The sequence below is a fragment of the Kitasatospora sp. NPDC058218 genome (assembly GCF_042882445.1).
In the GTDB taxonomy this organism is placed as follows: domain Bacteria; phylum Actinomycetota; class Actinomycetes; order Streptomycetales; family Streptomycetaceae; genus Kitasatospora.
This window is the reverse complement of sequence record NZ_JBHVWC010000020.1, coordinates 1-15,388: the sequence shown is the minus strand read 5'-3', so window position 1 is coordinate 15,388 and position 15,388 is coordinate 1. Positions and strand designations below refer to the sequence as shown.

The window sequence follows — 15,388 nt, the reverse complement described above, 5'->3', positions numbered from 1 at the left end:
GCTCCCCATCTCCTGGAGATGTGCCGCCGGGCCCGGGTACGACATCACGTCGGCCCGGGCCCTGTGGTTTCCGGGGCCGCTGGGCTCCGGAAACCACAGGGTTCCGGGGCCGCTGGGTTCCGGGCCCCCCGCCGCCCCGGGTCAGCGCTTCACGGCGCAGAGCAGCCCGTCCGAGACCGGCAGCAGCGCCGGCAGCAGGGACTCGCTCTCCCGGACGTCCCGGACCAGGTCGCGCACCGCGTGCGTCTGCGGGTCCTGCTGGTCGGGCTCGGCCAGCCGGCCCTCCTGGAAGACGCCCTCGAAGCAGACCATCCCGCCCGGGCGCAGCAGCCGCAGCGATTCCGCCAGGTACTCCCGCGACTCCGCCGGGTCCCCGTCGCAGAACACCAGGTCGTACTGGCCGTCCGCGAGCCGCGGCAGCACGTCCAGGGCCCGGCCCGGTATGAAGCGGGACCGGTTCGCCGCGAAGCCGGCCGCGTGGTACGCCTCCCGGGCCAGCTGCTGTCGCACCGGCTCGGTGTCCACGGTGGTGAGCACGCCGTCGGGGCGCATTCCGCGCAGCAGATAGACCCCGGAGACGCCCGTCCCGGTGCCGATCTCGGCCACCGCCTTGGCGTCCAGCGCGGCCGCCAGCAGCCGCAGACAGGCCCCACCGCCCGGCCCGATCGCCCTGATACCGGTGCGCGCGGACTGTGCCCGGGCGTAGGTCAGCACCGCGTCCTCGCCGACGAAGGTGTCGGAGAGGGCCACGCGCGCGGGCCCGAACTCGCTGATGGCTGCCTCTTTCGGAGCCCCGGGCAGTGGCCCGGTGCCGAGCGGAAGTCGATATTTCCTGCCACAGATTACTGGCCGCCCGGGAACCGCGTACGGCGGCGGGCCGTTGCAGAGGAAGGGACCGGGTAACGGATACCCCCGGGATACCCCCCGGGCACTTTTATCCGGGCTTGACGGGTGAGGTGGATATGGTGGTGGCCCTGCTGGGCAGAAGAGCCAACCGAGGAGGTGTGGCCGAGGGCGACGTCCCTGTGCGGCGGCACTCCCGCGGCACCGCGTCAGCCCGTACGCCGAAGCCCGTGATGAACCAGCCTGCGCACTCCACCCTGGACCAGCCGGCCGCCGCGACGCCGGCCGCCGGTACCACCGAGGCACCCGCCGCCCTCGCGAGCTTCGCCGAGGGGCCCGACGCGCAGACCTGGACTCCGCCCTCCTGGGAGGAGATCGTCGAGGCGCACAGCGCCCGCGTCTACCGCCTCGCCTACCGCCTGACGGGCAACCAGCACGACGCCGAGGACCTCACCCAGGAGGTCTTCGTCCGGGTGTTCCGTTCGTTGTCGACCTACACCCCCGGCACGTTCGAGGGCTGGCTGCACCGGATCACCACGAACCTGTTCCTGGACATGGTCCGCCGACGCCAGCGGATCCGCTTCGACGCGCTCGGCGACGACGCGGCCGAGCGCCTGGCCAGCCGCGAGCCCAGCCCGGCCCAGCACTTCAGCGACACCCACTTCGACGCCGACGTCCAGCAGGCGCTGGACACCCTCGCCCCGGAGTTCCGCGCCGCCGTGGTGCTCTGCGACATCGAGGGCCTCTCCTACGAGGAGATCGCGGCGACGCTCGGCGTCAAGCTCGGCACCGTCCGCAGCCGCATCCACCGCGGCCGTTCGCACCTGCGCGCCGCCCTGAAGCACCGCGCCCCCGGCGCGGCCCCGGGCCGCGAGCGCCGGGGCGGCTCCGAGGAGCCGGTGCCGGTCGGCGCCGTGGCGGGCGAGGCCCCGGGTGCGCCGGGCGGGCGCGGACGGAGGCGATCGTGAGCGGAACCGGCCGGTCGGGGCCGGGCCGACCGGACGCTCCCGGCAAGGGCGCCGCCTGGCGCGGCGGCTGGCCCCAGCTGGGCCGCCGAGGCCACGAGGACGGGGCCGACGAGCCGCTGCCGCCCACCGCGGCCCTGCCGGGCGAGGCATCGCTGCGCTCGGTGGCCGTCAAGCCCACCGAGCCCGCCGCCGAGGAGCACCACCTCGGGGAGCGGCTCTCCGCCTTCGTGGACGGGGAACTCGGCCACGACTCCCGCGACCGCGTCCAGGCCCATCTGGCGACCTGCCCGCAGTGCCTCGCCGAGGCCGACGAGGGCCGTGCCGTGAAGCACCTGCTGACCCGTACCGGTACCCCCGGCCCGTCCTCGGCGCTGATGTCCCGGCTGATGGCCGTCGGGGCCCTCCAGGACGAGGAACCTCCCGCCACCGACCGGCCGCGCCGGGACGACGACGACCTGCCCGGCGGCGGACTGCCCGCGGCCTGGGGGTCCACCCGGCCGGACGCCCGGGGCGGCACCCTCGGCGGCAGTCGGCTGAACGGCGGCTCCTTCGGCCGTGGCGCGGGCGCCTTCGGTGCGGGCGCGCTCGGCGCGGACGCACCGGTGCCGGGCATCGACCCCAGGGCGTTCGCGCGCGGGAGCTCGGTGCTGCGCCCCCTGATGGGTCGGCGTTCCGGCCGTCCCGAGGCCGCCGCACCGCAGCCGGCCGCAGCCGCGACCGGGCCCGCGGTGGTCCGGCAGGCGCCGCCGCGCGGGCGCCGGTTCGTCTTCGCCGCCGCCGGGGCCTTCTCGGTCGCCGCGGTGACGCTCGGCGGGGTCGGCGGCTTCGCCGCCCAGAGCGACGAGCAGCACGGCACCTCGGTGAGCCCGGTCGGCAACACCGACCGCAGCGGCGGGTACGCCCCGATGAAGGCGCAGGTCCCGGTGGACTTCCCGGTCCGCCCGGTGGCGGCCACCCGCAGCGCGACCCCGCCGCACGTCGTGCCGGACCGCATCCCGAGCTCGGGCCTCGCCGGCCTGCACCGGGAGAACCGGTAGCGCACGCCGGTCACCACGGCCATGGCCATCGGCGGGTCTTCACCACGGCTTCATCACACTGTGGGGTCCGGACCCGACGGTGGCCATTACGCTGTAGGAACCGTTGTCCGACGAGCTGAGGGAGCTTAGGTGTTCAGCGACGTAGGCGGGCTGGAGATCCTGACTCTGGTCATCATGGCCATCGTGATCTTCGGTCCGGACAAGCTGCCGAAGCTGATCCAGGACACCATGGGCTTCATCAAGAAGGTCCGCTCCTTCGCCGACACCGCGAAGGAGGACATCCGCAGTGAGCTGGGCCCTGAGTTCAAGGACTTCGAGTTCGAGGACCTCCACCCCAAGACCTTCGTCCGCAAGCAGCTCATGGGCGGCCAGGAGGACCCGCTGGGCCTCAAGGAGATCCGGGACAGCCTGGACATCCGCTCGGTGCTGGACGACAAGCCCGCCGCCGCCGTGAACGGCCACGGCCGCGCCGGCACGGTCAGCATGGACAAGGCCGGCGCCGCGGGTGCGGCGGGTGCGGCCTCCTCCGGCCCCGCGCTCCAGCCAGGCGAGCGCCCCCCGTTCGACCCTGACGCGACGTAATTCGCCCACTCGCCTCCGGGCGCTGGGACCCGGGCACACGCCACCGCCCCGCCCGGCCGCACGGCTGAGCGGGGCGGTGGCGTGTGCGCCGCTATTGTGCTGATTGTTCCCGCTGTGCCGTCGGTCACTTCCGGTCGCTTCCGGACCGAAGGCACCCGGCGGAGACGCCGCGGTACGCCACGATGGGAGCGCGCCACGGCAGGCAATCTGCGTTGAGGAGGTCCGGGGATGGACGCGACGAGTCATGCGGTGGGGACGGCGACGGCTGACGGCCCGATGGTCGGCGGACAGGCCGGCCCGGCGGACCCACTGGTCCCCTACCTGTCGGCGGACTTCCCCTGGTACGGGCTGGACGACGGCTGGAGCGGCCGCCGCTACCTGATGCAGGCCGGCGCCGGCGGCCCGCGCGGCGGGGCGGCCGGCAGCGTCGACTACGGCACCCTCGGCCACGGCGAGGAGCCGGCCCGGCAGTACGAGCCGCGCGACATGCGCAAGTTCGCCGTCGTCGTCACGGTCGCCCGCCGGGGCAGCCGCCGCAGCGCCGACAACACCGGCACGCTGGAGGCGACCTCGGCCTCCTCCGCCGCCTGGCTGGCCGGCTCCGGCCTGCTCGCGTCCACCTGGCCGGGCCAGTTGGACCGCGCGCTGCGCCAGGACTGGCTGGACCAGCAGAGCACCCTCGCCTGGGACCTCGCCGACGACCTGGCCGGCCCCGGCTGGTCCACCCTCAGCCTCCCGGTGAACGGGCTGCCGCAGCCCTTCCGCTACCGCGAGTCCGAGTACGGCTGGGTGCTCGCGGGCGAGGCCCCCGGCGTCCTCCTCGGCGCCTACGGCCGCGGCGTCAGCGCCTACGGCACCGGCTTCTCCACCGTCCCCGACCTGACGGCCTACACCCGCCCGTAGGCCCGCCCCGACCGGGGCAGCACGAAGGGCCGGGCAACCGCCCGGCCCTTCGCGACGCGACGATCAGAACTTGTTCTTCGGGGTGAGTCCGAGGGAGAGGCCGGAGAGGCCGCGCTGGCGGCCGCCGAGCTTGCCCGCGACGGCGCGCAGGGCGGCGCCGGCGGGGGAGTCGGGGGCGGCGAGCACGACCGGGCGGCCGTCGTCGCCGCCCTCGCGCAGCCGGACGTCGATCGGGATCGAGCCGAGCACCGGCACGTTGGCGCCGACGGTCCGGGTGAGCGCGTCCGCGACGATCTGGCCGCCGCCGGTGCCGAACACGTCGATCATCTCGTCGCAGTGCGGGCAGGGCATGCCGGACATGTTCTCGATCACGCCGACGATCTTCTGGTGCGTCTGCACCGCGATGGTGCCGGCCCGCTCGGCCACCTCGGCGGCGGCCATCTGCGGGGTGGTGACGATCAGGATCTCCGCGTTCGGGACGAGCTGCGCGACCGAGATCGCGATGTCACCGGTGCCGGGCGGCAGGTCCAGCAGCAGGACGTCGAGGTCGCCCCAGTACACGTCGGCCAGGAACTGCTGGAGGGCGCGGTGCAGCATCGGTCCGCGCCAGACCACCGGGGCGTTGCCGGGGGTGAACATGCCGATCGAGATGACCTTCACGCCGTTCGCCTGCGGCGGCATGATCATGTCCTGGACCTGGGTGGGCCGGCCCTCGACGCCCAGCATGCGCGGCACGCTGTGGCCGTAGATGTCGGCGTCGACCACGGCGACCTTCAGGCCGTCCGCGGCCATCGCGGCCGCCAGGTTCACCGTCACGGAGGACTTGCCGACGCCGCCCTTGCCGGAGGCGACCGCGTAGACGCGGGTCAGCGTGCCGGGCTTGGCGAACGGGATCTCCCGCTCCGGGGCACCGCCGCGCAGCAGCTGGGAGAGCTCCTTGCGCTGCTCGTCGCTCATCACGTCGAGCTCGACCTCGACGCCGGTCACGCCGGGGACCTTGCCGACCGCGTCGCGGACCCGGGTGACGATGGTGTCGCGCATCGGGCAGCCGGAGACGGTGAGGTAGACCGCGACGCGGACCTCGCCGCCCTCGGCGATCTCGACCGATTTCACCATGCCGATCTCGGTGATCGGGCGGTTGATCTCCGGGTCGTTCACGGTCGACAGCGCCTGGCGTACGGACTCCTCCGTGACGCCGGCCGCGACCTCTGTCTCGTTGGCCATGCCTTGATGGTACGGCGCCGGGCGTACCGCTTAACCCGTCGGTAGCGTGCTGCCGGTCACAGCATCTCGGAGCCCTGCCGGCGCTCGTCGATCTCCTTGAGCAGGGACTGCAGTTCGGAGCGGACGGTGCCCAGCTCCGAGGCGATGAAGGCCCGGGTGGCGACCTCGCCGAGGCCCTGGCGCAGCGCCGCGACCTCCCGGGTCAGGTACTCGGTGTCGGCGATGTTCCGGTCGCTGCGGGCGCGGTCCTGCTCCATGTTGACGCGGTCCCGGTCGTCCTGGCGGTTCTGGGCCAGCAGGATCAGCGGCGCCGCGTACGAGGCCTGCAGGGAGAGCATCAGGGTGAGGAAGATGAACGGGTAGTCGTCGAAGTGGACCTGGTCCGGCAGCACGGTGTTCCAGCCCACCCAGACGACCACCACGACCGTCATCCAGACGATGAAGCGCCCGGTGCCGAGGAAGCGCGCGATCCGCTCGGAGAGCTTGCCGAAGGCCTCCGGGTCGTACGTCGGCAGGGTGATCAGGCCGGGGCGGGTGGTTCGCGGCTGGTCGAGCCGGGAGCGGGCGGGGCCGCCGGTCGAGGGCTCGCTGCGCCGGTCGCGGGCGCCCTCGCGGGCCCGCAGTTCGCGCAGCTGGCGCAGTTGGCGCAGTTCGCCCTGCAGGCGCTGGCGGGGGCTGTCGTCCCGTCGGCCCTTGCGGTCAGCGTCCACCGGTCACCTCTCGCTCGTCGTCCAGTCCGTGCAGCGCGGCCTCGCGCCAGTCCTCGGGCAGCAGGTGGTCGAGCACGTCGTCGACCGTCACCGCGCCGATCAGGTGGTCCGCCTCGTCGACCACGGGCGCGGCGACCATGTTGTACGTCGCCAGGTAGCTGGTGATCAGGGGCAGCGGGGTGTCCGGCGGCAGCGGGTCGAGGTCGTCGTCGACCAGCGAGCCGACCAGGGTGTACGGGGGTTCGCGCAGCAGCCGCTGGAAGTGCACGGTGCCCAGGTACTTGCCGGTCGGCGTCTCGTTCGGCGGGCGGCAGACGAAGACCTGGGCGGCCAGCGCCGGCTTGTTGTCGGAGACCCGGACGCGGGCCAGCGCCTCGGCCACCGTGGCGTCCGGCTCCAGCACGATCGGCTCGGTGGTCATCAGACCGCCGGCGGTGTTCTCCTCGTACGACAGCAGGCGGCGGACCGGTTCGGCCTCGTCGGGCTCCATCAGCTGGAGCAGCCGCTCGGCCTCGTCGCCGGGCAGTTCGGAGAGCAGGTCGGCGGCGTCGTCCGGGTCCATCGCCTCCAGGACGTCGGCGGCGCGCTCGTCCTTCAGCTTGCCGATGATCTCGACCTGGTCGTCCTCGGGCAGCTCCTCCAGGACGTCGGCGAGCCGTTCGTCGTCGAGTGCGGCGGCCACCTCGGCGCGGCGCTTGGCGGAGAGGTGGTGCATGACGTTGGCGAGGTCGGCGGGGCGCAGCTGGTCGAAGGTGGCGAGCAGGTTGGCGGCGCCCTGGCCCTCCTCGGGGAGGGTGAAGCCGGTGACGTCCTTCCAGTCCAGGGTGAGCGACTCGCCCTTGGCCTTGCGCAGCCGGCCGACCCGGCCGACCTGGACGAAGACCTTGCTGATCTCCCACTCGCGCAGCCGGGTCTGCACCATGGCGACGTCCAGGACGGTGACGTCCTGGTCGGTCTTGGTCCAGGTGACGGTGCGGTCCAGCAGTTCGCCGAGGACGAGGGTCTCGGCCGGGCGCTGCTCGAAGCGGCGCATGTTGATCACGCCGGTGGTGAGCACCTGGCCGGACTCCAGGCTGGTCACCCTGGTCATCGGCAGGAAGATCCGGCGGCGGCCGATCACCTCGACCACCAGCCCGAGCACCCGGGGCGGCCGGCCGCCGAGGCGGAGCGTGACCACCACGTCGCGGACCCGGCCGGTCTGGTCGCCGTTCGGGTCGAAGACGGCGACGCCGGAGAGGTGCGAGATGAAGACCCGGCTGCCTGCTCCTGCCATGGACTCCCTCGCCTCGCTCGACGCCCGGAGGGGCGCGCGGGCACGCCCCGCGGCCAAGGCTACCCGCGCCCCCCGCACCCGGCCCGACGAGCCACGACGCCGCTTCCGTGCCCGGGCGCGGACCGGGCGCGGACCCGGAGCGGGCTAGCTCTTGCGGCGCTTGAACAGCAGTTTCGGGAGGCCGGCCGGAACGGGCTTGCGGGTGGTGGCGCCGGTGGGCATCGGGGCGGTGGCGTGGGAGCCCTCGGGCATGGCGCCCGGGTGCTCGTCGAGCAGGCCCGGGCCGGTGCCGACCGGCTCCAGCCGGAGCACCCGGCACTCGCGGGCCCAGCGGTCGGTGATGGTGTCGGTGTCGGGCGCGTTCAGCCGCTTGCCCTTGAGCTCCTCGACCGCGCCGAGCCAGGCCTCGCTCCGCGGCGCCGGCTCGACGACGCGGGCCGCCCAGCCGGTCAGCCGGCCGCCCTTGTCCTTGCTGCGGACCGTCACCACCGCGCCCGATCCGGCGGTCAGGCCGTGCAGCGGCTGCTCGCCGCCGTCGCCGACCACGACCACCGCGCCGTCGTGCCAGGCGTGCCAGAGCGGGCGGCTGTGCTCCTGGCCGTCCGCGCGCACCCAGAGCAGGCCGGACTTCTTCGCGGCCTCCTCCAACAGGGCCCGGTCGAGGAAGTCGTCGGCGGTGGCGGCGGCGGGCGTACGGTCCATGGCGGACAGCGTACGGCCTGTGCCGTCCACGGGGTGTCTCACCCGTCGGGCGACAGTTCCGTGATGGCCGCACGGGCCTTACCTTAGGAGCCGCCCAGTCCGACCCCGAGCCCGAGGAGCACCGTGCCCGCCCGGCCCGAGACCGCAGCCCCCTCCGTCGCGTCCGGTTCCGCCGCGGCGGCGCCGACCCAGCCGCTCCCCAGGATCGACCTGCTGTTGCTCGCCGTCTCGATCTCCGGCATCTCGCTCTCCGCGCCGCTGATCAGTGCCACCGCCGCACCCGCCCTGGCGATCGCGTTCTGGCGCAACGTCATGTCGGTCGGCGTGCTGGGGCCGTACGCGCTGCTGCGGCACCGGGCCGAGCTGCGCGGGATCGGCCGCCGGGCGCTGCTGCTGGCGGTGGCGGCCGGCGCGCTGCTCGCCGTGCACTTCGCGCTCTGGATGCCGAGCCTGCGGATGACCTCGGTGGCCTCGGCGACCGCGCTGGTGACCACCACCCCGCTCTGGACCATCCTGCTGATGCGGCTGCGCGGGGTGCGGGCGCCCCGCGCGGTCTGGATCGGCATGACGGTGGCCTTCGCCGGTGTGCTGGTGCTCACCGGGGTCGACCTCACGCTCTCGCCGCGCGCCCTGCTGGGCGATGCGCTGGCGCTCGGCGCGGGCCTCGCCGCGGCCGGCTACATGCTGCTGGGGGCCGAGGTCCGCCGGACCGTCAGCACCACCGCCTACACCCTGGTCTGCTACGCCACCACGGCGGTGGTCCTGCTGGTGGTCTGCCTGGCCGCCGGGACGTCGATGGCCGGGTGGCCGGCCGGCGTCTGGTGGCAGATCGTGCTGCTGATGGTCACCGCCCAGCTGCTCGGCCACTCGCTCAGCAACCGGGTGGTGCGTACCCTCGGCCCGTCCCTCACCTCGACCGCGATCCTGCTGGAGACCCCGGGCGCCGCGCTGATCGCGGCGCTCTGGCTCGGCCAGTGGCCCCCGGTGGCCGCCTACCCGGCGGTGGTGCTGATCCTGCTGGGCCTGGTGCTGGTGGCCCGGGACGGCCGGCGCTAGGTCTGCCGCCCGGCTACAGCCAGCCGTTGCGGCGGAAGCCGCGGTACATCCCGACGCAGATCAGGACGACGCTGCCGAGCACCATCGGGTAGCCGTACTCGTGGTGCAACTCCGGCATGTAGTCGAAGTTCATGCCGTAGACGCCGGTGATCATGGTGGGCACGGCGAAGATCGCCGCCCAGGCGGTGATCTTGCGCATGTCCTCGTTCTGCGCGACCGAGACCTGTGCCAGGTTGGCCTGGAGCAGCGAGTTCAGCAGTTCGTCGAAGCCGTGGACCTGCTCGGTGACTCTGGCGAGGTGGTCGGCGACGTCCCGGAAGTACTTCTGGATGTCCGGGTCGACCAGCCGCTGGAGCGGCTCGGAGAGCTGCTGCATCGGCCGCAGCAGGGGCGTCACCGCCCGCTTGAACTCCAGTACCTCGCGCTTGAGCTGGTAGACCCGGCCGACGTCGGTGCCCCGGCCGCCCTTGTTGGAGAAGACGTCGAACTCGATCTCGTCGACGTCCGTCTGCAGCCGGTCGGCGACCAGCAGGTAGTTGTCCACCACGTGGTCGGCGATGGCGTGCAGCACCGCGGAGGGGCCCTTGGCCAGCAGCCCGGAGCCGTCCGCGTCGGCCTCCAGCCGGTGCCGCAGCTCCTGCAGCGAACTGTGCCCGCCGTGCCGGACGGTGATGACGAAGTCCCGCCCGGCGAAGACCATCAGCTCGCCGGTCTCGACCACCTCGCTGGTCGGGGTGAGCTGGTCGTGCTCGACGTAGCGGATCGTCTTGAAGACGGCGAACAGCACGTCGTCGTACCGCTCGACCTTGGGCCGCTGGTGCGCGTGGACGGCGTCCTCGACCGCCAGGGGGTGCAGGCCGAAGCGCTGCGCGATGCCCTCGAACTCGGCCTCGGTCGGCTCGTGCAGCCCGATCCAGCTGAACGATCCCGTACCGTCCGGCAGTTGCTGCGACGCCTTCACCCGGCGGGCCGCCTCGCGCGGGCTGCAGGTCTCGCCGTGCCGCTTGCCGGACTGGTAGACCGCGCAGTCCACCACCGCGGAGGCGGACTGGCCCGGGTGGATCGAGTCGAACAGGCCGGCCGCGGAGCGGCGGCGGTTGGTGCGGACGGCTGCGCGCAGGCTGTTGATCATCGACATGGCAGGCTCCCTGGGCAGGAACCGCCGCACGGCGGCGCGGTGACGGGTGGCCGTGGTGCGACGGCATGGAACACCGGTGGAATGACGCCTGCGGTCGGTCCTCGGCCTTGCTGGGGCTCGCGCTGGAACGACCGGACGCCGGTGAGGGTGCTCTCCCGGCCGGGCCGACACCGCCTCGATCGTCTCGGTGGACGCGGCTGCAGTTCCAGCTACTGGTGCTGCTGTTTCAGCCTGCGAGGCGAGGGGTACGGGGAAGGCGTCCGGGCCGGGTAGAGCTGCCGGTACTGCATGGTCGGCTGGTATCCACCGCAACCACCTCCTTCACGCCGCTGCCCCGGAGAGAGGATCCCCGGTGGCCAGTCGCTCACACTAACATCTGACCGGGCATCGTCGCTGCGATGTTCTCCCGGTGGCCGCGCCGGCTCCGCGGGCGCACCGGTTACGCTCACCGGCATGGCGCACGACTTTCCGCTCTTCGGTGACCCTTCCGGCGGCTCCCACGACCCCGCCGGCCTCTCCCGCGAGGCGGTGCTGGCCGCCGTCGAGGCCCGGCTGCTGACCACCTTCGGCGAGCCGAGCGGCCGCGCCGCGGTCACCTTCCTCGGCGCGGACCGGATCGAGGTGCTGCGCTTCGGCCCGGACGCCGAGGGCCTGGTCCGCTACGCCACGCTCGGGATGGCCGCCGCGCCGATGGCGGACCCGACCGCGCCGGTCGCCGACCAGCTCCGCGGCCCGCGCGCCGAACTGGTGCTGACGGTCCGTGGGGTCCGCGACAGCGTGCTCCGCACCCTGGCCACCTTCGCCGCGACGCCGCAGGTGGAGGGCCTGGTGCTGGCCCCCGGTGGCTCGCTGGACCTCGGCGCCCCGCTCTGGGACGGCGCCCCGTTCACCTCGGTGCTGGCCGCGGAGCCGGGCGGTCTGGTGGCCGATCTGGAGCTGGACGAGCCGGCCGACCCGGTGCGCTTCCTGCCGCTGCTGCCGATGACGCCCAACGAGGCCGGCTGGAAGCGGGTGCACGGCGCGGCCGCGCTGGAGGAGCGCTGGCTGAAGCACGGCACCGATCTGCGCGACGCCGACCGCCGCGGTGTGCCGCTGGACTGACGCCGCGTCAGCTGTGACGCCGGTGCCCGCCGCCGGCGTCACAGGGGCGCGCGCCGCGGCCGCACCCGGCCGTACGCTCCCGCACGCCCGCGTGCCCGGCCGGGAGGGCTCAGCCCCCGATCGGCTTCGCGCCGGTGGCCTGGGCCAGCAACGCCTCGTAGACGGCGGGGTCGGTGGTGTGCTCGCCGAGCCGGACGGTCTTGCGGCTGCCGTGGTAGTCGCTGGACCCGGTGGTCAGCAGACCGAGGTCGGCGGCCAGTGCGCGCAGCCGGGCCCGGGTGGGCTCGTCGTGGTCGGTGTGGTCGACCTCCAGCGCCGCGAGCCCGGCCGCCGCGAGGTCCGCGATCACCTGGTCGGAGACGGTCCGCCCGCGCTTGACCGCGCCCGGGTGGGCGAAGACCGGCACCCCGCCCGCCGCCCGGACCAGCCGGACGGCCTCGGCCGGGTCGGTCTCGTGCTTGCGGACGTCCGCCCGCCCGCCGTTGGCCAGCCAGTCCGGGGTGAAGGCGTCGGAGACGGTGGCCACCACCCCCGCCTCGACCAGGGCGCTCGCGATGTGCGGCCGGCCGACCGAGCCGGTCCCCGCGATCCGCTGGACCTGCTCCCAGCTGATGTCGGCGCCCAGCGCGCGGCAGCGCTCGACGACCGCCCGCCCGCGCCGGAACCGGTCGGTGCGCACCAGCTCGCGCTCGCGCGCGAAGGCCGGTTCGGCGGGGTCGAAGAGGTAGGCCAGCAGGTGCAGGCTGATGCCGTCCACCGCGCAGGACAGCTCGGCGCCCGGGACGAGGGCCAGTCGGGTGCCGGCCGGCAGCGCGTGCACCGCCTCGGCGGCCTCGGCGTGGCCGGCCACCGTGTCGTGGTCGGTGAGCGCCACCACGTCCAGGCCCGCGGCGGCCGCCGCCGCGACCAGCTCGGCCGGGCTGTCGGTGCCGTCGGAGGCGTTGCTGTGGGCGTGCAGGTCGATGCGCACGGAGTCGGCTCCTGGGCTGGGTGGCGGGTGTCGCCCAGGATAGTGCGGGCGCCCGCGGGGCCGTCAGCCGAGCAGTTGGGGGGAGAGCGCGCCGCAGGGCAGCAGGTCCAACTCGGCGCCGGCCTCGCGCAGGTCGGTGAGGACCAGCTCGTCGTACATCACCAGGGCTGACTGCTCCGGCCAGGCCACCGCCCAGAGCCAGAGGCCGCGGGCCTCGCCGACGAACACCGCGCGGTCGGCCGGCGCGTCCGGCACGTGGAACATCGGGGTGGGGCGCCCGGCCGCCATCAGCTTGGCGTCGGCGGGCTTGTAGAGGGAGACCGACTCGCCCGGGTCCGGGCCGGACAGGCCCGCGTACCGGGCGCCGAGCCCGACCCCGAGCTCCTCCGCGACCAGCACCAGCTCGCCGAAGCCGCCCAGCGGCGCCGGTCCGGAGCAGGCGACGGCGGTGGCCCGGGCGCCCGAGACGTCGTCGCCGACGTGCGCGATGCCGGTGTAGAGCCAGCCGACCGGAAGGGGCCAGGGCAGCCAGACCGGGACCTGGGAACGGGCGACGGCGACGCCGAGCGCCTCCACGCTCGGGGGCAGCACGGGCTGCATCGGGTGCACCGCTCCGTGCCGGTCGCACTGCCAGGTGTCTGAGAACAGACCGGGGGCGCGGACCCGACCGGCGCACCTCGGGCAGCTAGGCTCGCCCCTCATAGCCGACAACGCTCCTCCCTCCGGACCGCCGCGTCAAGGACGATCACCCGTACGGAGGGCGCGGCGGCACCTGTCGGTGGCGGACGCCCGTCCGTCGCCGGCTGGGCGCGCTGCGGGCGGTTCCCGCTAGGGGATGTCCAGCGGAGGGCGGCGGCAAACGTCGGTGCCGCCGTGCGGGGAACGGGCCCGGACGCACTGACGCCCCGTCATCGGCGATCGCGGTGACGGGGCGTCAGCCCGGTATCGGAACGTCCGGATCGGACGCTCCCGGCTCTTCGGCGGCGGGTGAGGGCTCCCGGTCGGAGGCGCCGCGCTGGGTCAGACGGTCGGGCACGGACGGATGAGCAGGCGCTCGCCGGTGCGGGCGGCGGCCTGGACGAGTTCGCGGACGGTTTCGGCGTCGGCGATCACGCGGTCGGTGGCGGTGCCGTGGGCGTCGTCCAGTCGGAGGATCTCGAAGCGCATGGGCCTCTCCTTTTCTTGCCCCGTCGGGCGGGGCGGTCGTGGCTGAGTGGGTATCAGCCCTTTCGCGGTCTGTCGGTTCGAACGGTCGACGATCTGCTGAGGCAAAGGGGCTCCCCCTGCTTGCCAAGTGCGTCTGGTGCCTCGTGAACCACTGTGTCGTGGTGCTGCTACCGGGCCGTTGCCCACCCGTAAAGTCCAGGTTTCGGCGGATTGTCGCCAGCGTCGGCAGCGACGATGATTCCCGGACAGAATCAAATATTACCGCAACTAACGACTTTTGTCCTGTGGGATCCGCCACCGTGGGGCGTGGGCGCACGGCCGCGCCGCGGGCCCCGGGGGCGTGCGGGGGCGGGCCGGGACGCCCCGGGGCGTCCCGGGCTCAGCCCCAGAAGTCCGCCAGGGCCGCGGCGGTGGCGGCCGGCCGCTCGGCGTTGGGGGAGTGGCCGGCGTCCTCGATCACCACGCGGCGGGCGCCCAGGCGCTCGGCCATCCGGGTCTGCTCCGGCACCGGCCAGGCGTAGTCCCGGACCCCGGAGAGCACCAGCGCGGGCAGCGCGGACGCGGTCGCGGCCAGCTCGTCCACCCGGTCGGGAGCGGCGATCAGATGGGCGCCGGTGGTGGCGAGCGCCTGCGGCACGTTGGCCACCCAGCGGCGGTGCAGGAACTCCGCGACCTCCGGGGACGGACGGCGCACCGCGTCGCCGCCCTGTTCCTGCGCCTGCTGGTCCATCTGCTGGAGCACCTGCCAGATCTCCTCCAGGCTCATCGACGGCAGCACGTCGATCAGCAGCTTGGTCCGCTCCGCCTCACCGGGCTGGATCGAGGCGGGGCCGGTGGACATCAGGGTCAGCGAGCTCCACGGCAGCGGGCCGTCGGCGGCGGCCGCGAGGACGGCCTCCCGGGCCACCTGGCCGCCGAAGGAGTGACCGAGCAGGTGCAGCGGTGCGGCGCCCTCGGCGAGCGCCTCGGTCAGCGCCCGGACGTCCGCCCCCAGGGCGTCGACGGCGTAGGCGGCCGGGTCGTCGGGGCCGCCGCTCTCGTGCTGGCCGCGCTGGTCGATCGCGGTCACCCGGTAGCCGGCCGCGGCCAGCGGCTCCAGCAGCGCGATGAAGTCCTCCTTGCTGCCGGTGAACCCGGGGACCAGCAGGGCCGCCCCGCGGACCGCACCCGCCGGTTCGGCCCGCAGTGCGGCGAACTCCCCGCGCGCCGTCGCCACCCGCAGGGCTCGCGCACAGCGGGGGAGGGTGAGGAACGGCGGCGTGCTCATGGGCGATCTCCTGCGGTGCGGCGGGGCGACTGGCCGGTAACCCCCGAGCGTAGCCGGGTGGACACGCCGGAGGGGGCGGCCCCGTCCTGTGGTGGACGGGGCCGCCCCCTCCGCGTGGTGCGGTGCCGGGATCAGCTCTCCGGCGTCGCCTCGGGGGCCTCGGCGGCCGGGCGGCGGGTGCGGGCCCGACGGCGCGGGGCCGGGGCCTCGGCCGGGGCGTCCACGCCGGCCTCGGGCGCCGTGGCGGCCTCGGCGGCGGGCTCGGCCTTCGCCTTGGCCCGCGAGCGGGTCCGCTTGGCGGCCGGCTTCTCCTCGGACTTCTCCGAGGGCTTCTCCGTGACCTTCTCGGCGGCGGCCGGAGCAGCGGCCTCGGCCACCGCGGCGGGCGCCTCGGCCACCGCGGCGACGGCGGTCTCGCCGGCGGCGCCGCGCGGGCGGCGACGGCGG

General features: G+C 74.4%; 16 protein-coding genes and 1 pseudogene. 6 read left to right on the top strand and 11 right to left on the bottom strand.

Features of this window, described 5'->3' with window-relative positions:
* Positions 1-141 precede the first annotated feature (141 nt).
* Positions 142-750 carry an O-methyltransferase gene (locus tag ACFVYI_RS14865; protein WP_360632918.1) on the bottom strand — a complete coding sequence of 203 codons (609 nt, stop codon included), beginning with the start codon at positions 748-750 and terminating at the stop codon, positions 142-144.
* Between the two features lie 326 nt (positions 751-1,076).
* Here ACFVYI_RS14865 and sigE point away from each other — a divergent pair, with 326 nt between their 5' ends.
* The 4 genes from sigE (at position 1,077) to ACFVYI_RS14845 (ending at position 4,333) form a co-directional block, all read left to right on the top strand.
* The gene (gene sigE / locus ACFVYI_RS14860; RefSeq protein ID WP_387885308.1) at positions 1,077-1,811 is read left to right on the top strand and encodes an RNA polymerase sigma factor SigE; all 735 of its coding nucleotides are present in this window, start codon (positions 1,077-1,079) and stop codon (positions 1,809-1,811) included.
* Positions 1,808-2,848, top strand: coding sequence for an anti-sigma factor family protein (locus ACFVYI_RS14855; RefSeq protein ID WP_387885125.1), 1,041 nt, complete (start codon positions 1,808-1,810; stop codon positions 2,846-2,848). The genes sigE and ACFVYI_RS14855 overlap by 4 nt, the downstream gene beginning before the upstream one ends.
* Before the next feature lie 129 nt (positions 2,849-2,977).
* Positions 2,978-3,430 carry a sec-independent translocase gene (locus ACFVYI_RS14850; RefSeq protein ID WP_387885124.1) on the top strand — a complete coding sequence of 151 codons (453 nt, stop codon included), beginning with the start codon at positions 2,978-2,980 and terminating at the stop codon, positions 3,428-3,430.
* A gap of 228 nt (positions 3,431-3,658) precedes the next feature.
* Positions 3,659-4,333 (top strand): hypothetical protein, encoded by a 675-nt coding sequence (locus ACFVYI_RS14845; protein ID WP_387885122.1) that lies wholly within the window; start codon positions 3,659-3,661, stop codon positions 4,331-4,333.
* Positions 4,334-4,396: 63 nt separating this feature from the next.
* Here ACFVYI_RS14845 and ACFVYI_RS14840 read toward each other — a convergent pair whose 3' ends face one another.
* The 4 genes from ACFVYI_RS14840 to ACFVYI_RS14825 all read right to left on the bottom strand — a co-directional run bounded on the left by ACFVYI_RS14840 (position 4,397) and on the right by ACFVYI_RS14825 (position 8,242).
* A complete protein-coding gene (locus ACFVYI_RS14840; RefSeq protein ID WP_387885119.1) occupies positions 4,397-5,557 on the bottom strand; it encodes an Mrp/NBP35 family ATP-binding protein in 1,161 nt (386 codons plus the stop codon).
* A gap of 56 nt (positions 5,558-5,613) precedes the next feature.
* Entirely contained in the window at positions 5,614-6,180 is a 567-nt protein-coding gene (locus ACFVYI_RS14835; RefSeq protein ID WP_387885305.1) for a DUF1003 domain-containing protein, read from the bottom strand.
* A gap of 76 nt (positions 6,181-6,256) precedes the next feature.
* Positions 6,257-7,540 carry a magnesium transporter MgtE N-terminal domain-containing protein gene (locus tag ACFVYI_RS14830; RefSeq protein ID WP_387885117.1) on the bottom strand — a complete coding sequence of 428 codons (1,284 nt, stop codon included), beginning with the start codon at positions 7,538-7,540 and terminating at the stop codon, positions 6,257-6,259.
* Between the two features lie 144 nt (positions 7,541-7,684).
* Positions 7,685-8,242 carry a hypothetical protein gene (locus ACFVYI_RS14825; RefSeq protein WP_387885116.1) on the bottom strand — a complete coding sequence of 186 codons (558 nt, stop codon included), beginning with the start codon at positions 8,240-8,242 and terminating at the stop codon, positions 7,685-7,687.
* Between the two features lie 123 nt (positions 8,243-8,365).
* On the opposite strand from ACFVYI_RS14825, the gene ACFVYI_RS14820 reads away from it, so the two are divergent.
* Entirely contained in the window at positions 8,366-9,298 is a 933-nt protein-coding gene (locus tag ACFVYI_RS14820; RefSeq protein WP_387885115.1) for a DMT family transporter, read from the top strand.
* A gap of 13 nt (positions 9,299-9,311) precedes the next feature.
* On the opposite strand, the gene corA is transcribed toward ACFVYI_RS14820, so the two are convergent.
* Entirely contained in the window at positions 9,312-10,436 is a 1,125-nt protein-coding gene (gene corA, locus ACFVYI_RS14815; protein ID WP_387885113.1) for a magnesium/cobalt transporter CorA, read from the bottom strand.
* A 453-nt stretch (positions 10,437-10,889) separates the two neighbouring features.
* Here corA and ACFVYI_RS14810 point away from each other — a divergent pair, with 453 nt between their 5' ends.
* Positions 10,890-11,537 (top strand): suppressor of fused domain protein, encoded by a 648-nt coding sequence (locus tag ACFVYI_RS14810; protein WP_387885111.1) that lies wholly within the window; start codon positions 10,890-10,892, stop codon positions 11,535-11,537.
* Between the two features lie 109 nt (positions 11,538-11,646).
* Here ACFVYI_RS14810 and ACFVYI_RS14805 read toward each other — a convergent pair whose 3' ends face one another.
* The 5 genes and pseudogenes from ACFVYI_RS14805 to ACFVYI_RS14785 all read right to left on the bottom strand — a co-directional run.
* Positions 11,647-12,507: a PHP domain-containing protein gene (locus tag ACFVYI_RS14805; protein WP_387885108.1), complete on the bottom strand. Its 861-nt coding sequence runs from the start codon at positions 12,505-12,507 to the stop codon at positions 11,647-11,649.
* A gap of 63 nt (positions 12,508-12,570) precedes the next feature.
* On the bottom strand, positions 12,571-13,209 hold the full coding sequence (locus ACFVYI_RS14800; protein WP_387885107.1) for a DUF6758 family protein: 639 nt from the start codon (positions 13,207-13,209) through the stop codon (positions 12,571-12,573).
* Positions 13,210-13,527: 318 nt separating this feature from the next.
* Positions 13,528-13,674 (bottom strand): hypothetical protein, encoded by a 147-nt coding sequence (locus ACFVYI_RS14795; protein WP_360632886.1) that lies wholly within the window; start codon positions 13,672-13,674, stop codon positions 13,528-13,530.
* 379 nt (positions 13,675-14,053) lie between these two features.
* Complete coding sequence (locus tag ACFVYI_RS14790; protein WP_387885105.1) at positions 14,054-14,941, bottom strand: alpha/beta fold hydrolase; 888 nt, start codon at positions 14,939-14,941, stop codon at positions 14,054-14,056.
* A 131-nt stretch (positions 14,942-15,072) separates the two neighbouring features.
* Positions 15,073-15,388 (bottom strand): annotated as a pseudogene (locus ACFVYI_RS14785) (DEAD/DEAH box helicase); the annotation flags it as partial.